At 48.9% G+C, this 18,001-nt stretch carries 6 protein-coding genes; 1 reads left to right on the top strand and 5 read right to left on the bottom strand.

All coding sequences use genetic code 11. From position 1 onward, the window contains the following. Nucleotides 1-3 precede the first annotated feature (3 nt). The 5 genes from B7988_RS12095 to B7988_RS12070 form a co-directional block, all read right to left on the bottom strand. A complete protein-coding gene (locus B7988_RS12095) occupies nt 4-11,847 on the bottom strand; it encodes a LamG-like jellyroll fold domain-containing protein (protein ID WP_141225662.1) in 11,844 nt (3,947 codons plus the stop codon). A gap of 77 nt (nt 11,848-11,924) precedes the next feature. Continuing rightward, entirely contained in the window at nt 11,925-12,821 is an 897-nt protein-coding gene (locus B7988_RS12085; protein ID WP_088658112.1) for a hypothetical protein, read from the bottom strand. 400 nt (nt 12,822-13,221) lie between these two features. Beyond that, nucleotides 13,222-14,145 (bottom strand): hypothetical protein, encoded by a 924-nt coding sequence (locus B7988_RS12080; protein ID WP_141225661.1) that lies wholly within the window; start codon nt 14,143-14,145, stop codon nt 13,222-13,224. Nucleotides 14,146-14,375: 230 nt separating this feature from the next. Beyond that, nucleotides 14,376-15,635 (bottom strand): glycosyltransferase, encoded by a 1,260-nt coding sequence (locus B7988_RS12075; RefSeq protein ID WP_088658110.1) that lies wholly within the window; start codon nt 15,633-15,635, stop codon nt 14,376-14,378. 2 nt (nt 15,636-15,637) lie between these two features. Further along, nucleotides 15,638-16,090 carry a hypothetical protein gene (locus tag B7988_RS12070; protein ID WP_088658109.1) on the bottom strand — a complete coding sequence of 151 codons (453 nt, stop codon included), beginning with the start codon at nt 16,088-16,090 and terminating at the stop codon, nt 15,638-15,640. A gap of 28 nt (nt 16,091-16,118) precedes the next feature. Here B7988_RS12070 and B7988_RS12065 point away from each other — a divergent pair, with 28 nt between their 5' ends. Continuing rightward, the gene (locus tag B7988_RS12065) at nt 16,119-17,996 is read left to right on the top strand and encodes a DUF4954 family protein (RefSeq protein ID WP_088658108.1); all 1,878 of its coding nucleotides are present in this window, start codon (nt 16,119-16,121) and stop codon (nt 17,994-17,996) included. Nucleotides 17,997-18,001: the final 5 nt, after the last annotated feature.

Raw genomic sequence — 18,001 nt, 5'->3', positions numbered from 1 at the left:
TCCTTACAGCAAAGATAGATTTTTCGTTGATTTAATTGAGCCATTCACCTTGAACATCAAATACGTTTTATTCATGTCAATACCGGCCCAGTCAACCCGCACAAACTGTTCGCCCGGAGCAAGAGTACCGGCAAAGATATTTTTTACGGGAGCACCCTTTGCCGTCACCAGACTCAGTTCTACATAGGACCAGTTGTCCATCGTGACAACGAGTCCTTCCGGCGTACGTATCACGGGTATGGAATTGCCCGGTGCACGGTAGCCGAAATCGACATTATATACGGAATCCGGGTTGACTTCATCCGGAGCGGGCAGTGCCCAGACAGGTGTATTGCCGTAGAGCATGTACCCCGTGGAATCGAACACGCAAATGCCGCGAGCCACGCGTATCGTCATTCCGAGACTGTCGTGACTCGGGTCGTCATCCGCATTCCACATCGCAGGCCAGCCTGGCAAATGCAAAGCGAACTTCACCGGATTCTGCCACGTATTGCCAGCGGCAAGCGACGAGTCGCAATGGACTGTCACCTGCCAGCGACCGGAACCGAGGCTTTCCATCGAGGCCGAAGAACATTTGGACCTGTCGTCAAGTTCATAATCCGGCGCAAGGCCTTCTTCCACGAAGAAGTAGTAACGCACGTCGAAGTTCTTCAACGAGACATTGCCCGTATTTTCCACATTGAAGTGAATCTCGCTAGCCCGGTGGTCTTCACGCATATCGGACGCAAGCACGCGAACCTTGGCCTCGAGCGATAAAGGATCTTCCATCTCGGCGCAGGAACCGCCTATCAGGTTATTGTCCTTATCCAGGACGACAACGCCAACATCTTCATAGAAACCGTCAATATTTGCAACCAGGCCAGAATTCGGATCCACGAAGGACGGGTCGTCGGAAGCATCCCACGGCACATTGCCGGAATTATAGAGACCGAAATGCGGCCCGTCGCCACCGAACACTGTTCCGGCAACCGGAATCGTTTCGGCAAACGACCATTCCACGTAACCCGTATTGGCACTCTCGGAATGCACTGCAGGGAATGTTGGTCCGTAGTTCGGCCAATAACGGTCAACTCCAGCCTGCGAGGCATCCTCGCCACGGAAATAGTAGCGGACAGAGAACCCATTCACGGGCTCATTGGATACGTTACGCAGGCGAATGCGCGGACGGAGCGTAGATGTTTCCGGGTACCCCTCGTAGCGCAAGTACGACTTAACCTTGCGAGCCGTATCGGCAGGTACAATTCCAGCCACCTTGTCCGAAGTACTTATACCCCAGGCAATCATCGAGGCCGGAATATTGGCGGTCGTGAGAGCCGCTCCGCCAATCTGGACACCGGCAGGAACCTTCAGCATAAGCGTATGCGTACCCGCCGCGAGATGGACGGACACGCCAGAAACAGTCACCGCGCGCCAGGTATTGGAAACGGCAGCCGTCCCGGCCAGCAAGCTTGATTCGCCGACATAGACCGGCTTATCGCCAGCCGTAGCGGATCTTGCGTACAGCACGACATTATAGTCCGCAGCATTTTCGACGATTACGGACATCGTAAGTGTCGCCGAATCGCCCGACACAAGGTACTTGTTGCCAGCCACGGAGCAGGAGAACTGATTAGAGAATCCGTTCACAGCATCCATATCCTTCACGGCGATGACGATGACATCGGAAACCTCCCCCGCATCGGTTACGGGCTTCGAAAGTTCCTCGACTTCAGCAGCAGTCAACGCACGCGAATACATGCGGATATCTGCGATGTTTCCAATATAGGAAGGTTCGCTACCCGCCTTGCCCATAGAGAACACACCTTCCATTTCACGTTCTAGAGAAATCCCGGAATTACGAGCAGCCTTCGATTCGCCGTCGACATAGAATTTCACGGAATCCGAATCTACCGTAACGACAACATGTGACCAGGACTTGTTTGTGATCGGCAAGATGGAACCCGATTTCCAGACATGCTTTCCTTCAACAAGTTTCAGGGCTCGTTTATTCTGCAAAAGATGTATGTCAAGAGCATTTACACCCTTAAAACTAAGGATTTCATGCCAACCATTATCGTTGGGATTCCCTGGCTTAATTCGGGCTTCGAAAGAATAAGAATTCGTGCTGCCAAAATCGACCGTGCCATTGCCATAGATATAATCCGTAGACTTGCTAAAATACAAGCCGGCATCGCTGCCCCAAGGACCGCCCATCTTTTTAAACAAATCAAAATCATGGCCCGTTCCCAACAACTCATGCACAAGGCGACCACCACCTTCACGCGCCGGGTACCACAGGGCAAGTTCTGTCGGATACGGGTAGAGTTTTTCAGATACATGTTTCTGTTCCGCATGGTTATGACCGTAATCTTCCACACGCATTTCCATGGAGAGGTAGCAGCCGGTACATTCGGCAAGCTGCTTTCGAGAAATACGGATACTTGCAGACACATGACCGGCAGAATCAGGCACCACATTCATAACACGCAATGTATCGCCACCGAACACCGGCGTCACTATCACGCGTGCAATACCCGACTCGGAATCGAACACATCCGCAGTCGCCGTAAAGATCCGGTCAAGGACCTCGGAAGAATCCTGCACGGAGAAGTTCCTGATGGCAGGACGTAGAGAATCCGTATAGACTCGCGGACCGGCAATCTGCATATCCATACCGAGAGCAGAAACGCCCACGTAGCGCGATTCATAGACACCGGTAGAAATCTTGCCCAAGCCGGATGCACCGGAAGTCTTGGAACCGTCATAGATTACCGTATCGGGAATCTCGCCGCGGATTTCAGCTATGACTTTTCCTTCGCGATAGAGCGATACCAGCCCGTAACCCGGATGCGTACAGCTTGCGCCGTATGCCATGTAGCCGTTGTCGAGGCCTAGCCACAACGAATCGGATGGAACGGAGCAAGCAAACTGCGCATTCACAGTCAAAGCATGAGCCACTGCCGGAGCTGCAGGGAGTTCTTCCATATTTCCTTCCGCATCGGGTTCGCCAAGGGCAACCACGAACACGTAGCTGGTATCAATGGCCTTACCGCGAGAAGGCAAGGCAATTCGGGCAAAACCGTTGGAATCCGCAGTAAAAGCGAGAGTGTCTGGCGGAGTAACATCACCGCGGTTAGCCCACAGCGAATCATCATCTACGTACAGCCTAAATCTCGATATGCCGTCCACACGGACCGTGCGGTTTGCAGTCGAGGCGATTTCAGGCAAGACAGTCACGCTGAAGTTAGGAGTTTCCGCAACGGCGGAATCCATCGCTGTAAACACAGAGAACGTTTTTGTCTCAGCGGAAATCTGCAGGTAGGCCCACGTGGTATCATTCCCAGCACAGCGAGTATCCGTCGTCTTGTTAGCATTGTTGCATTTAAGAGTATCAGTTCCATCCATAACAGCACTTCCGTCTGCATTCAGGAACCCATAGAGAGCATTTTGTAACGGAACAAACCTCTTGCCCGTGAAATCCACCTTGTACAACCTTACCGTCTGCGGTGTTGCACGCATCGCCACCATCTCCTCGCGACTTATCTTCATCTGGATTCGCGGAAGAGCGGAAGTGTCGGCAAATGTCATTGACGGCAACACCTCGACAATCGGACCCTTGAGAGCAAGATTGTTGAACACTTCGAACGAGTAGTCCGACGCCTCAACTGTTCTGACCGTGACATTTTTGACGGTATCGACCGAATTCTTCGGGAATGTAACACTGGCTTCTTCAAACAGGGACTTGACCGTATTGCCACTTGTCGGCTCCACAGCACGTCCGATAATCATCTTGAACTCAGCAAAATTATATGCAGTCTTATCTCCCCATAAAAGCATGAACTGGGTGTTTCCCTGTAACTTGTTGACATCGAACCAACCCAAGCGATACCAACCTTCTTCATCATTGCTATCCAGTTTCACACCGTTTTTCCACTTGATAGAATCCAGCATGGGACCAGGAATGACATAGAAGGCGGTATCATTCAGGTAAGCCACATCGTATGTGTAGTTTTTCTTTAGGTACGCGCGCAATTCAACAAGTTCCTTGGGGCGCTTCGCCTCGATGGAATCGACCGACTTAAACCCAATAATCATATCCGAGGAATCCGGGAAATGGCCAGCGATATTCAAGTGAGTATGAGTACTGGAGTCTAGCTGTTTCAATACAGCAGAATTTACAACAACATTTTTCACCCATTCGTTGTCATTTCTATACAGGCGCTTCATTGACAAAGATTCGCTATTCGGACGCACGGGTGTTACCGCAAGAGAATCTTCGGATTTTCGATAGATTATATCTTCCTTAAGCGAATCTGCCTTGACATATAGGGTATCGTTGGAGGCAGACAACCTAATTGACGAGACACCACCCGAAATCTTAGCTGAATCAACCCTCAAGTTGCTTATTGTGGCATCGACCTTATCACCGACAAGATTGCTGAGCACCGTTGTAACGGAATCGAATTTTACAAAGAATCGACTGCTGTCGGCATCAAAGTTCCGCGACGAAAGTTGGACAGGGAATTCAAGCTTCTTGTTCCCGAATTTAGAGACATCGACGCTATCCCTGAAAAGAGCTTCCAGCGATTTAGCACTTGCAATCTCAGGCGAATTCACCATGTTTTTAATGACACTATCGCCACGCACCATTCTGGCGGTCCACGCAGAGTCGGAATAATCCCCGTAATAGTAGTGTGCGCGCGAACCAAAGTCGTAATACTTATAGCAAGGTGCGGTTCCATTGTCCGTAAATTTCCAGTCTTCTCCGGAAACCTTGCAGGTATCATTCATTTGTCGTCGCCAATTTGCCGTTGCAGGATAGTCAATCGTATCAACCGTAACCGTTCCTAGAGCCTTGCTACGTCCAACATAGAATGCAACGGAATCTGTTCCTGAATAATATGGAGTTTTCGTTACAGCAATGTCGTTGCTTTTTGCGAAAAAGAAGCATTTACTCGTAGAATCATCGTTCCTTTTAAAATTCGCATTTGCAATAGGGGTACAGCCTTGTAATCCGTTCCTACTAACAACTGCAGCTTGGAAATAATCAAGATCATTGATCGGGCTATAGAAATGCAAATCGAAGCGGGCATCCTGCATGTGTGCGGAATCCTCGTCGGCAAACAGGAATGTATTCTCACCACCATCCATTACCGATGCAGGGTACATCGGCAGATACTGAACTTCAAAGGGCGTCAAGAGTCCATAGGTCTTATCTTTTTTCCATGTATTCCCATCGTAATAGGTACCGACGCCGATCCTGCCATGAGATTCAAGGGCTTTCAGGTAGCCGCTCGTATCTCCATACACCGTTGTGTTCGTATGGTCAAAGCGGACCGTACGGTTTACAAGATTATCCATGCCGAACGGGGCATTCCAATAGGCCGTATCAGGGATTTCTAAAAGAAGGTTAAACTTTATCCGTTCATTACGTGCGGCATCATTATACCAGCAATCATTGTGGACTTGTCCCATATTGGTGTAAAAAACGCCATTGATAGGATTCAAAGACACATTAAACAGTTTCTTATTTGGATCATATCCACTAGTATTGTTCAAATTATCGCTAGGCCCATAAACACAGGTTGTGCTATCACCAACAACGAGGCAACCGACAAAATCCTGTTCAAAAACAAATGGGATAGTATCCTTGCTATACCTATTGTCATCAGACTGCATAGGCAAAGAAAATGTTTTACTCCATACGGGAGTCACCTCAATTGTATCTATGGGAATTGTTTCTTCTCCATCTTTTTCTGCATATTTTTTTACTTGATTATCAAGGAAAGCATAAAGGGTTAGATAGTTATATCTTGTCCCCGACAACCCTCTGCCACTGCCAATCTTGCCTATAAATTTGTTAATATCAAAGGAACACGTTCTGTTTGCTTCATCAAATGCAAACTTTCGAAGATAATAGAATGTTCGCTTATCATCATCTTCATGAACACCCTTTCCAGGACACTTTGCATACACTGTTGCAACATCCAGTTTTGCCATAATAACTAGCTTCAGTTCCTTCCTATGCCTCTTAATCGCTAGACTGAATCGTTTCGGCTCATACTTGAGAATCTCTTGCGTTCCGGAGATTTCACCTTTTAGGGGGATTCCGTCAACAAGCGAAGAGTCCGGCAATTTCCATCCGCTGATATTGGCCTTGACCAGGTAATCTGCCGTGGGTTCGTAACGGTACATTCCGGTATTTCCATAATCGGAATTGGCTTCGGAAACATAGATTGCCGGGACCGTGTTATGCGGATTCTTGGGATATGTAGGAGTCAAATCCCTCATCGTTTCCGCATGCCTTACACGGAACGTCGCTACTGCCGGGGATGGCGCCTTGGAAGAATCCACAGGTATTGCCATTATTTTCAACGTGTACACCCCTTCATTCGCAACCGATGTTCCGGAAATTTTTCCATCCCACCGGACCTGATAGGCACTGTCGCTCACATTCGCACGCTTTGTTTCCGTCGAATCCTGCAATACAGCTATACAAGTGCCGGAGGCATCCACGATGCACGCCATTACCTTGGCATCCCTGTACTTGATGCCATACTTCGCCACCATGGAACCCAACTTAAAGGCCCTTCGCTCACACAGACTGTCCGGTGTCGTTTCATCAGCACAGACAAGTGCGGAATCCTTTTTCATGAGCATGAGGTCGGGTAGCGTATCGGGAAGCACAACTTCGAGTTCTGGCAGCTTTATCCTGACTTTTATCGAATCCCTAATGACTAGCGGATTATTCGCAACGTTTTCCGTAATTTCGGCGTAAATTGTCATTGTCCCTTTTGCCGGATACATGCCGTTTTCCGGGACGCCGTCCCATTTGAAGTTGAGGCCGTATGCCCGAGGATCCACAGTCCAGCCGATCAATAGCGGATCGAGCGTATCGCTGCTAACCAGCCCGTTTGCTATCCAGTAAAAACCATCATTTGACTTATCCCCGAAATAGACCTTCATCTTCGGCAAGGTCGTATCCGCAAACGCATTTGCTCGCGATACATGGAACGCCCTTGTCGCAGTCATTACCACATGCCCCACACTTCCAGTCAGAAGCATCTTGCGGTTCGCAGAAGAAAGTGGACGCAGTTCGGGGAAATCCTCGAAATACATTCCCGACGACGTCGGCAACGCGGCAAAAACATAATCAAGTGGACGAGTCGTACATTTTTGGGCATTATTCCCGTCAGGTCCCTCGCAGGTATGGCCAAAGCCGAGCGAGTCGTACGTCACTTCCAATGTATCGCCAACGGCAAGTCCATTCCATTGAAGATGGTAGCCGTCTTCCTGTTCATAGAACCACACGGCGGACTTGCCAGAGGAAGTATCATTCGGAGCTCCGAAGTACGGATTGCGCCAGGCCTTCGAGACAGATTCATCGAACATACCCACGCCAGCGGCATCCTTGGCGTACACACGCATCATGTAACTGCTATTGAACAGTCCCGACAAATGCAGGGAAACATCCAGCGTATCCTTGCCGACAACCAGGCTGTCTTTCGGGGAAACTACGAAATGGTGCTCTACACCCGCCGAATCAATCATTCCCAAATCAACCCATGCAGTATCTGTCACCCATAGGGAATCGGGCCCGTTGATGCAAACGGTATCGGCGTCCGCGGCGCAAGTTCCAAGTTCGATAACGTAGGATCCTTCAATATAATTCCCGTTTCCGAGGTTACGGTCAAGGTACCCCAAAACGGCATCGTTGCTCTGCGAGATCCTGGAAACATTCTGGAACTTGTCATTTTGCAGGGCAGAAACCACGGAAATTCCCGATGTTTCCCAAACAAGCACGCTGTCCGTACCAAGCGAATCGACGCGGGCATAGCGCAATCGATAAATGGTGTTCAACGAATCCGCGAGCTGGTAAGGAGGCGCGACACCCGTAATGGCGACCAGTTTCGCAGTCGCACGTTCATCGTACGGGGAAGTGATTGCGGGAGTCCGCTCGCCCATATAGAACAGGTCCGTCTTGACGGTTGTGTTTCCGGCAGCATCCTTACATGCGACTTCCAGATAGCACTTGCCATGCCGACCTTCAAGGGAATCCAGCGCAAAAGTCACCGAGTCTTTCTTTAGGGCATTATCCGGGATGCGTTTCCAGCCGGTCGTATTCCCACAACCACTTATGCTGTAGTGGCAATGCATTCCTGTGCGGTTCGTTTCCACGTCGTAACGTTCGTCCGCAACAATCCTCGCCGAGTAATCCTTGTCGGAATCGGAATAGACCAGTTTTGTACTCACCAGGCTCTCGATGTATGGCGCTGTCTTGTCGACACGCAACCTTTTCGGAAACGCGTAGGCGGAGCTGTTGCCGGCGGCATCGCGCACGTGGGCGCGGACTGCATAGTCGCCGTCTTCGAGACGCATGCCGGACATTTCCGTCCAAGTGCCGTTCACGGCATCCCCGTCCTTGACCCATACGGAATCGCCTGCGTGGTCAACCTTCGCGGTATCGCCCTGGTGGATAAAATTCCAGGCGACGGTCACGGGAACACTGTCGCGACCGCCTAGGGATTCCGTTAGCTTGTACGATATTTCAAGCAGACTGTCTTCGGTTGCGTAATCGTACGCATTGTTCCGGGCTGGTCTGGAAAGTGCGGAATAGGCTGATGCCGAAGTGGAACTACCCCGCATCGCGCCGTCACTCATTACAGGGGCCCGCGTATCCACGAAGAAACTGTCAAATACGACAGACGAATTTACGAAGTCGTTCGAATCGGGCCAGAGGGTATCCGCAATACTCCCCGGATGGGAGCTGATTGCATCTACGAGGTCAACCATTTTGCCGTAAACGGCGCTGTCGGGCACGGCGTAGTCCACGGCATAGGCTTCTATGCAATAATTTCCATCGCCATTGTTCTTGATAGCATCGCGCGTGACGTTGTTCCACTGTATTGCGAACTCCTTCGAGGCCACATCGGCCATTGCCGGGAAATCCGCGACGCGGGTCTTGCAACGGTTCAAGGAATCGCCGTCCATCTTTTTCAAGGCAAGCCGCATCGCGCGGATATCGGGAATTCCATTCCCAGTCCACGAGAAGCGTGCAGCGAAGGATACGCTGTCGGGGTTGACGACTGCGCCCTCGGATGCGAGCGCGAGCGCGGGCGGGGTCCTGTCAACTTTAAACGGCACTTCGTAGGTATTCGAGGAATCCTTGGACGCGGTGTCGGCAATGTTCTTGATATCGACAAAGAACTTCCAGAGGTATTCGCCCTCATGCGGGTTCTCGTCGGCGTGGTTCGAAGCGAAGTACGCACTCGAGGAATCGTAGACGATACCGGTTTCACTTGCGCCGGATGCAATCAGCGACGAATCAATGTACCATTGGACCTCCGGTTTCATATCGCGTAACGGGTAGGTTATGACCGTATCCACGGACTGCAACACAATCGAGTCCTTCGCCGAATCCGCCTTGAAGCCCTGATAGCCCAAGGCACTTGCGTAGGCCTTGAAGCCCTGAATCTTATTCACGACCACATCGCGCTTGGGCCATACCGGATCCAACTTGTTCGCCGTCGCCTTGAACAGGTAGTAGAACCGCTGCGTATTCGAAAGGCCTATCTTGTTCACCGTCGAAATAGTGACCGTATTCTGGTTGTCTTTCTGAATGGCGAGAAGATTCTTGTAACCGTAATCGCTCGGCACAAAATCGAATTGACCATTTTTCTTGACCGGATGACGAACAGTCTTTTTCGGCTCGCCCCAAGGTTCGCCAGCACTACGCTGATATACCTTACAGGCTTTGTCATCATCCTCTGCTTTTGTAATATCGCACTCCCAAGCAATCTCAGTAACGAAATTGAAATTCATGCGGATCTGGCGTAACCTGTGCGGCATCAGGTCGTCCACCACAAAAGAATACTTTTCGATCCAATCTTCGACCGTAATCGCGGGAACTTCATAACGCTCCACATGGCGAATAGGGACATAGTCCGAGGTATCCTTTCCTTCAGGGGTAAGTCCATCCACCTTTTCCCAGCGGTCAACCTTCACGCCCATCTTTGACCAGTCGGACTCCGACTTGAAGCGGAGAGGTTTTGTCAATCCCGAAAGAGGCTGATTCTTTTGAGTTGACGTCAAATCGTTAGACGATTTGAACAAACCTAAAGCACAATCAACTCCGTTCTTTGAGCCGATATAATAACAGTTACGATTCAGGGTAGATTTTTTACGGTCAGTCAATGACATTCCCTGAAGCTGATTCAACGTCGCAGTATCGTTCAAAGCCAAGTTCACGAACGGACGCTCATAGAGAAAGTCTTCCATAAGGTATGGGGTATAAGAAGAACCCTCTGACAAACCAATCGGAGAGAAGGTGTTCTTTGCAGCCTTCATGTCGTCAAGGTAATTTTTTTGAAGAGGAATACTGTGTGACTTGACAAGGTCGTAAATTCCCGTAGACAAAGCTGCACCAACATAAGAACTCGCAACCACAGCAGTCCCGATACCCAAAGCAATTTTCGCACCATCAGACACACCTGTCCAAGCGAAAGCATCAATAAGGAGCATCGCAACCGAGGTGATTTCCAAAATGGACGACAAATCACCAACAGACGTAAAATCACCTAGCATTGTCGCAACTTCGCCTGATGCAGCAGGAGCCGCATTGAAATATTCACGTTTGACATCAACACGAGTGTCGTTAAGGACACCCACATTTCGTCCTTCACTAGACGCTGCAGGAACAATACTGCTTCCGTTATCTTGCATCGGCATCCCGGAAAAGCCAAGCAAAGAAGACACTAGGGCATTCACGGTACGGGCAGACCAATCACCCGTTCCCATTAGTTGCGCCCCGTAGTTCGCAATCGGGAAAATAAAGTTATCTGGGAGCAAATAGCCAAGATAGTTGAATACGCCTAGATCCAGTAATTCCGGGTCGGTAAAAGTCATTCCATCTCTACTCGCCAGAATTCTAAACATGGGAAGAGAGTCAACTTTATTTTCAAAATCGAGTTTATTCAACGAGTCAATGGTTCCATAACCATGCTGAAGGGGATCGACATAATGGACCAAGGGATCATCGTAATAGTATATTTCGGGAGCGAACGCATATGTCAAAGCATTGCCATATTCTTCAATGGCAAATACTTCGGCCATCATCACAATTCCAGCATAAATTGCGGGCTCTGCACCTTTCGATAAAAACAAGGTTGTCGCAAGGCCCGCAACCAACGGAGCGGCCTTTAAAAAATTCGTACATGTCAAGTTCCAGAAAGATTCTTCTCTTATACTCTTTTCAATCAACATGTTCAACGCACCAGTGCCCTCGTGCGGAGAATCAAGCGTCACAATCTTGTCCACATCTCCATTGTAGAAGTTGCCCTGTACATACTCACGGGAAACGACTCCACCCATAGAGTGGCCGATAAGGATGTAACGTGATGCTAGTTGGCGATATAGATCAGGATATTGACGCATTGAATCCAACGCTATTTGTCCATAAACCTCTCCAGGAATATTTTTATCGTAAAAATAAGCCTTTACCTCCTGAGCTTCTTCAAACAATGTTCGACGATGCTTATATTTTGTATCCTTCAAGTTCCACGTTCTGTCACCTAATTCATACGCATTGTTCAACGAAGTATTTGCCGGATTTGAGAAAGACCGCCAATTATACACATATGATTTTTTCACATATTCTTTTTTATCCTCCCATCCCTGTTCTTCAAAGACCTTAGTCGACACCCAGTTCGTAATACGGTCACTATTATCGTAAGCCCCCAAAGTAGCACCATTTTCAAGAGACCCCTCAGCATAGTAAGCTTCATTCGTATCTTTTTCATCAAGGAATCCTTTTTCTTTTCCATACGCCCCATGGATAATCATCACATTATAATTTTCAATAGATTCCATCGGCCGAGAAATAGCCCAAGTGTCACAAATAAAAGCCAATAAAATAAGCCAAATAACCATTCTATTCATAATTTTTCCTATTCACTCAAATCAAGAATTACTTCACCATTTCTTTTAAATTTTAAAGGCCTTATCCATAAAACATCCTCATCGCACAGAATTTGGCTATCAATCAGAACACAAAAACGGCCCCCCAATTCGATGATATTTCCCCAAAACCCCCCCATTCCAAATTCAAACGAAATACGAAGGGAGTCTTTTTGATTTTTTTTCAATACTCCCTCTTGATGCCATTCATTCCAACTCATGCAATACACATCATCACCCCATGCCCTAACATCATCGCATTCCTTAATCCAAGCCAACTCCTTGTCCAGTCGCTTATAAGTAAGTGTTCCTGCCACCGTATCCAAGACCGCATAATTGCATGTATCACCATCGGCGGTCAAGGATTCACCGCTTCTACCTATGAATGTTCCGTCTAGCCACTGCTTTAACGAACTTATCCTAAACTCTGCAGAGCACTTTTCACTCTTTTTGGTCAATTTGATTTCGTGTGGTCTCTCGCCAATTTTCCATAACTGAACAGATTTCGAGACTTCACCACCCCAAATCACAGAATCCGCCATCTGACCACCAAATATCCCAGTCATGTCCTCACTTGAAAGCGAATCACACCATCTTGGACCATCTTCCTGGACACGGTAATTATAAACACACAGGCGTTCGCGGCCACAACCGTCTAAATCAATATATTCGCCATTCCACCGATCCGTAATTTCACTCCAACACCGATAATCCCCAACCATAACTAGGCTGTCATCAACAAAACCAACAACCTTGGCCCCACTACGCGATTCCTCCCACTTAAAGTCAACATCCGTACACCCCCACATGCTTACGCATACGAAAGCAGCAACCATTATCTCGATTGCAATAACCACCAAGTTCTTATTAAATCTTTTCATTTTCATAGGATAATCCTTTTGAAAAGCGAAATTGTATATTTTTGCAAAAATAGAAATTTGTCTGTAAATCGTCACTAAAATTTTGCTTAACAAAAAAAGGCCAAACTTTCTTTGCAGTTGGATAATTCACAAAATGTAAAGTATACAAATGAACTTATTTTTGTAACAGATTTATAAGCATACATACCAACCATTGCGCATTCATCAATCCGTTTTTTGACATTATTACAGCAAAGGCTTCTTAACGGGAACCCTTAAAATTCCAGCCTTTACTCTATAATTCTTTATAAATTAGCGTTCGCTTTTGCATCGTTCGACAATATATGAGAAAGCATAAGTACAAACCAATCTAATGGTATCAAAAACGCCGCCCAAACTATCTTTCGCATAAAGTTCCCTTTTTTAGCTACTTTGTTATCACCAAGTCATCTGACGAATAACTTATCGAAGAACCCGTAGAATCAACAAACGAATTATACTTCATCCATGTTTCAGGATAATTCACATCAAAGCCATCACTTTTCATTTTAGTCACAATATTTCCATTCTTATACACCTGAGTTACCATAAAATTCCCATACAACACAGGAGGATATCCCAGAAAATCTCGTTCTTTCGTATTTTCCAAAGAATCAACAACACCATCTGAAGCCAGTATGCTTATGGCTCCCATAGCGTCTGCCAATCTCTTTACACACAAAATTTTCCCATCAATGTACGTAATATCGTCACATCCTTCTAGCCACGAGTATTCGCCAGTAAATTCCATTTTTTTCACGACGCCCGTTGCAGTATCCAACACAGCATATGGACAAGGATCCGCATCCTTTAATAAAACATTTCCATCTTTCCATGGTCTTGCCATTACGACAACATAACGGTGTTCTAATTTGCACCCATCTTCCCACTTCATTTTTTTACGAACGTCAATATTCTTTCCCACTTTCCAAAATCCAAAATTGTTCTTTTTATCATAGAACAGTACTGTTGAATCGGCCGCCAGTCCCCAAATTATGGTTATAACACCATCAATCGTATCTCCCCACAAGGGCCTCTGCTTGTTACGATAATTCACAAGGAAAAGTCCCTGGTTGATTGTTCCGCCATCGCAATTTTCCCAATAGTCACAACTTTCCGTATGGTCAGTCCAGCCACGGCCATTCGTTTCCAGAGCCAGCGAATCATCCAAAATTGCAACCACAAGGCCACTGTGCCTTTTTTCATGCACTTCGTGAGTCACCTCCTCATCAAACAGTCCGCACCCCCACATGCCTACGCACGCAAATGCTGCCAGAGCAGCCACAATCAGTCTTTTAATCTCAACCATCATAAAGGAGACCTCCTTTGCCACCAACCCAAAGCCCGAAAACAGCCCGGGATATGTGATGACAATCACACGTAAATATACTCTATATTTTGTACAAAATCAAATATAGTGGCTTGGACCAGTCTGATTCGGACTTGAAGCGGAGAGGCCTTGTCAAGCCCGAAAGGGATAGATTCTTATGGGTTGAATTCAAGTCATTTGCCGACTTGAAAGGAGCTTGACATGGGATTCAATTATTTCAAGACTTTGTTGTAAACTTCGATCTGGCGCTGAATGATGCCGTCCCAGGTGAAGCATTCGTGGATGCGCTTCTGGGAGCCCACGAGCAGGTGCTTTACGAGCTCGGGCTCGGCGGCGAGGCGCTTGTAGGCGCTTGCGAGGGCCTCGGGGTCTTTTTCGGGAACGAGGATCCCCGTTTCGCCGTCGATTACGACATCGGGGATTCCGCCCACATTGCTTGCCACAATCGGGAGGCCAAGTTCCATGGCCTCGATGAGGACGACGCCGAGGCCTTCGGTGTCGCCCTTGCTGTCGACAATCGCCGGGAGCGTGAAGACGTTGGCAGTCTTGTATTCATTGGCGAGCGCTTCGGGCGAAAGCTTGCCGGTGAAGATGATATCGGCAGGTAGCGCGGCAGAGCCGCCTTGGATTGCTTCGTCACTTGCGTTCCTCGCAATGACGTTTGCGGCTTGTTCTTTCAGTTGTTCGGTCAAATCGCCGACGCCGACGATTCGGATTTCGAAACTTTCGCGGGGCAGGTATTTGGCCGCTTCAATCAGGTAGCGAATGCCCTTGCGTTCAATGTGGCGCCCGACGAACAAGATTTTGAACTTGTTATTTATCGGGTGCGGCTCCATTCCGAATTCCGAATTCCGATTTCCGAATTCAAGAGTCGTACCATACGGGCTCCATTCCACATCGACATTGCGGAGGGCCTTGATTTTACCAGCAGTAAAGCTCGAGTTCGCAAACACGGCCTGCGCCTGGCTAATAGCAAATTTAAGGAGCGGCTTGACCCATTTCTTTTTGCGGATAAGCAAGAGTTCTGCCCCGTGGAAATTCAGCACCAGCGGGATTTTGAACAACTTAGCGGCACCGAGCGCGATGTAGGCGTGCGGAAACGGCCAATGCGCATGGATGATGTCGGGCTTAAACTTGCGGCAAATTTTAATGCACTTGAAAAACCCGCTGATGATATAGGGAATCGCCAAGAGCTGCAGCCAGGGCTTGTTTGCCATCTTGCTAGGAGCGCCTTCTTCGTGCGTCAAGAATTCCCATTTGGCGGGCGCATAGCGAAAACGGTTCACCTTGACGCCGTCGATTTCGTGACTTTTGAGCCCTTTGTATGCAGGCGCCAAAACCTGGATGTCGAGGCCAGCCTTTTTGAGGTGCGCAATAGAGGTCCGCAACCAAGGGACTTCGGCGTCTTCGTGAAAGCGCGGGTAAACCGAACCGATGACTAAAACTTTTTGAACGCCGGATTGTTCAGTCATAACTACACAGCCGCCGGCGTGGGCGCGTTCTGAATGCAAGCCGGGTAAAGGATCGGCTTAATGACATTATCCAAAATGGCCTTGATTTTACCATTGTTGTCAGCGTCGGCCTTCTGTTCGATACGGCCCTTCACGCGCAACCAGCCATCGAGTTTGGAATCGAGCAAAAGCATGCCGATTCCCGATTCGTGTTCCAGGAACCCGATAATGTCGCTTCCGCGGCTACCACTGCTCAATACGGCAAAAATGGAATTCCAGAACTGCGTGAAATCGCCCTCGTCGGGTAATTCCTTTTTCAATGTTTCAAAATCAAATTCCAGATATACAAACGAGCTGTTATCCTCGTCGCTGCGGATAATTTCTTCTTGACAACGTCTTTCAAAGATCTCTTCGGTATAAATCGAGATATTATACTTGTGTTTTCGTATCAAATTATAGAGCAGCTCTTTCATCATCGACTCAAATTTAGGCTATTTTTACGACATGCAGCGATTGTTAAAATTGAAAAAAGTGCTCAAGAACAGCATTTTGGCGACCTCCGTCGAAAATTTCAAGGGAATCAGGGCAGGAACCGCAAAATACCGCCACCTGACCGAAGACGAAATCCAGATTCTCGAAAAAAACGGTAACCGCTCCGAATCCTGGGACAAGGTCATGGTCGAATCTGACTTCGACGCAAACCGCATTATCCGTTCGTCGTTCATGGGCGAAGTCTACCTGCCTAAATTTTTCGGAACGCTTTTATTGCCGGGCGACGTGTCGTTCCCTACAGGCATTTACGACAGCCTTGTACACAATTGCTTTATCGAAAACGCATTGGTCCATAAGGTGGCCATGCTCAGCAACATTCTGGTTCGCAGCAGCGCGGTTATCCAGAACGTGGGCTCCATTATCAGTAGCGGAAAAATCAGCTACATGATCGGGAATTCCATGCACGTGGGCAACGAAATGGGCGGCCGTAAAGTCGCCGTGTTCCCCGAAATTACCATGGAACTTGTAGAAGCACAGCTGTTCCACAAGCCTGACCCCGAAGTCGCAGCAGCCTTCGACGAACAGCTCAAGGCCTACCGCGAAGAGACTGCGTTCCCGTTCGGCGTCGTGGGCAAGGGCGCCGTGGTCTGCAATACAAACATTATTCGTAACAGCTGGATCGGCGCGCACGCACGCATCGAAGGTGCCGAGAAAATCCGCAATTCCGTGGTGCTTTCTTCGCTCGAAGAACCGAGCCACGTTTACGATTCCGTGATTCTCGAAAATTCGAACGTGCAAAAGTCGGTCACCATTCACACCGGTGCCGAGGTGCAGGGTTCTGTACTCATGAGCCGCACCACAGTCGCCTGCAAGGCAATCGTGAAGTCTTCGATTATCGCGCCGTGCTGCCACATCGAAGAAGGCGAAGTCAACAGCTCTTACGTGGGCCCCATGACCCAGATGCACCACCACTCGCTCTTGATTGCGGCCCTTTGGCCCGAAGGCTGCGGAAACCTGGGCTACGGCGCAAACGTGGGCAGCAACCACACCGGCCGCATGCCCGACCAAGAAGTCATGCCCGGCCAGGGAATGTTCTTTGGCCTCGGCGTGAATATCAAGTTCCCCGCGAACTACCGCGAATCGCCATTCACCTTGATTGCGACAGGACTTACCACGCTCCCGCAGCGCGTCAAATTCCCGTTCTCGCTGATTCGCCCGGGTGACCCGCAACTGGTGGGAGTGGCTCCTCGCCTGAACGAAATCGTACCCGGTTGGAACTACGCCCGCAACGCCTACGCGCTTGACCGCAACCTCTACAAGTATTCGCTGCGCGGCAAGGGCATTGTACCCGCCACCTTCTACAGCATCTTTAGCCCCGAAACCGTGCGCTATGTTTTCGACGCCTACCAGCGCCTGCAAGTGAGCGCTATCCGCGACATTTACACCAAGGAACACATCGACGGCCTCGGCGAAAACTTTATGCGCGAACGCATTCGCCAGCAGGCGATCAAGACGTACCAGGAATACATGGAACGCTACGCGCTCGAGCAGATTATCACCCTGGTTGTAAACGATGCAAACCTGCAGGCGCAACCCGTAAAGGAACTGCGCCGCATGGCCACCAACGACGCGAACAAGGACGTGATGCGCGTGGTAGCCTTGCCCGAAACGTTCGACGATTTGCTCAAGCGTTACCGCCAGCTTGAAAAGGACTGGTACGAACGCGTGACTCACGGGCTCGACAAGGACAACGAACGCGGCCGCCAAATTTTTGACGACTACGATGACGCGCACCCGATCGACAAGGGATTCACCGAATGGGAAAAAGCCCGCGTCGAAGAAAAGTTGCGCCGCCTGAATTCCATTGTCAAAACGAACAAGCCCGAATAGCAAAG

Source organism: Fibrobacter sp. UWB1 (assembly GCF_002210325.1).
Lineage (GTDB): Bacteria > Fibrobacterota > Fibrobacteria > Fibrobacterales > Fibrobacteraceae > Fibrobacter.
Note: the sequence above shows the minus strand (reverse complement) of the source record. Positions and strands in the feature narration are given on the sequence as shown.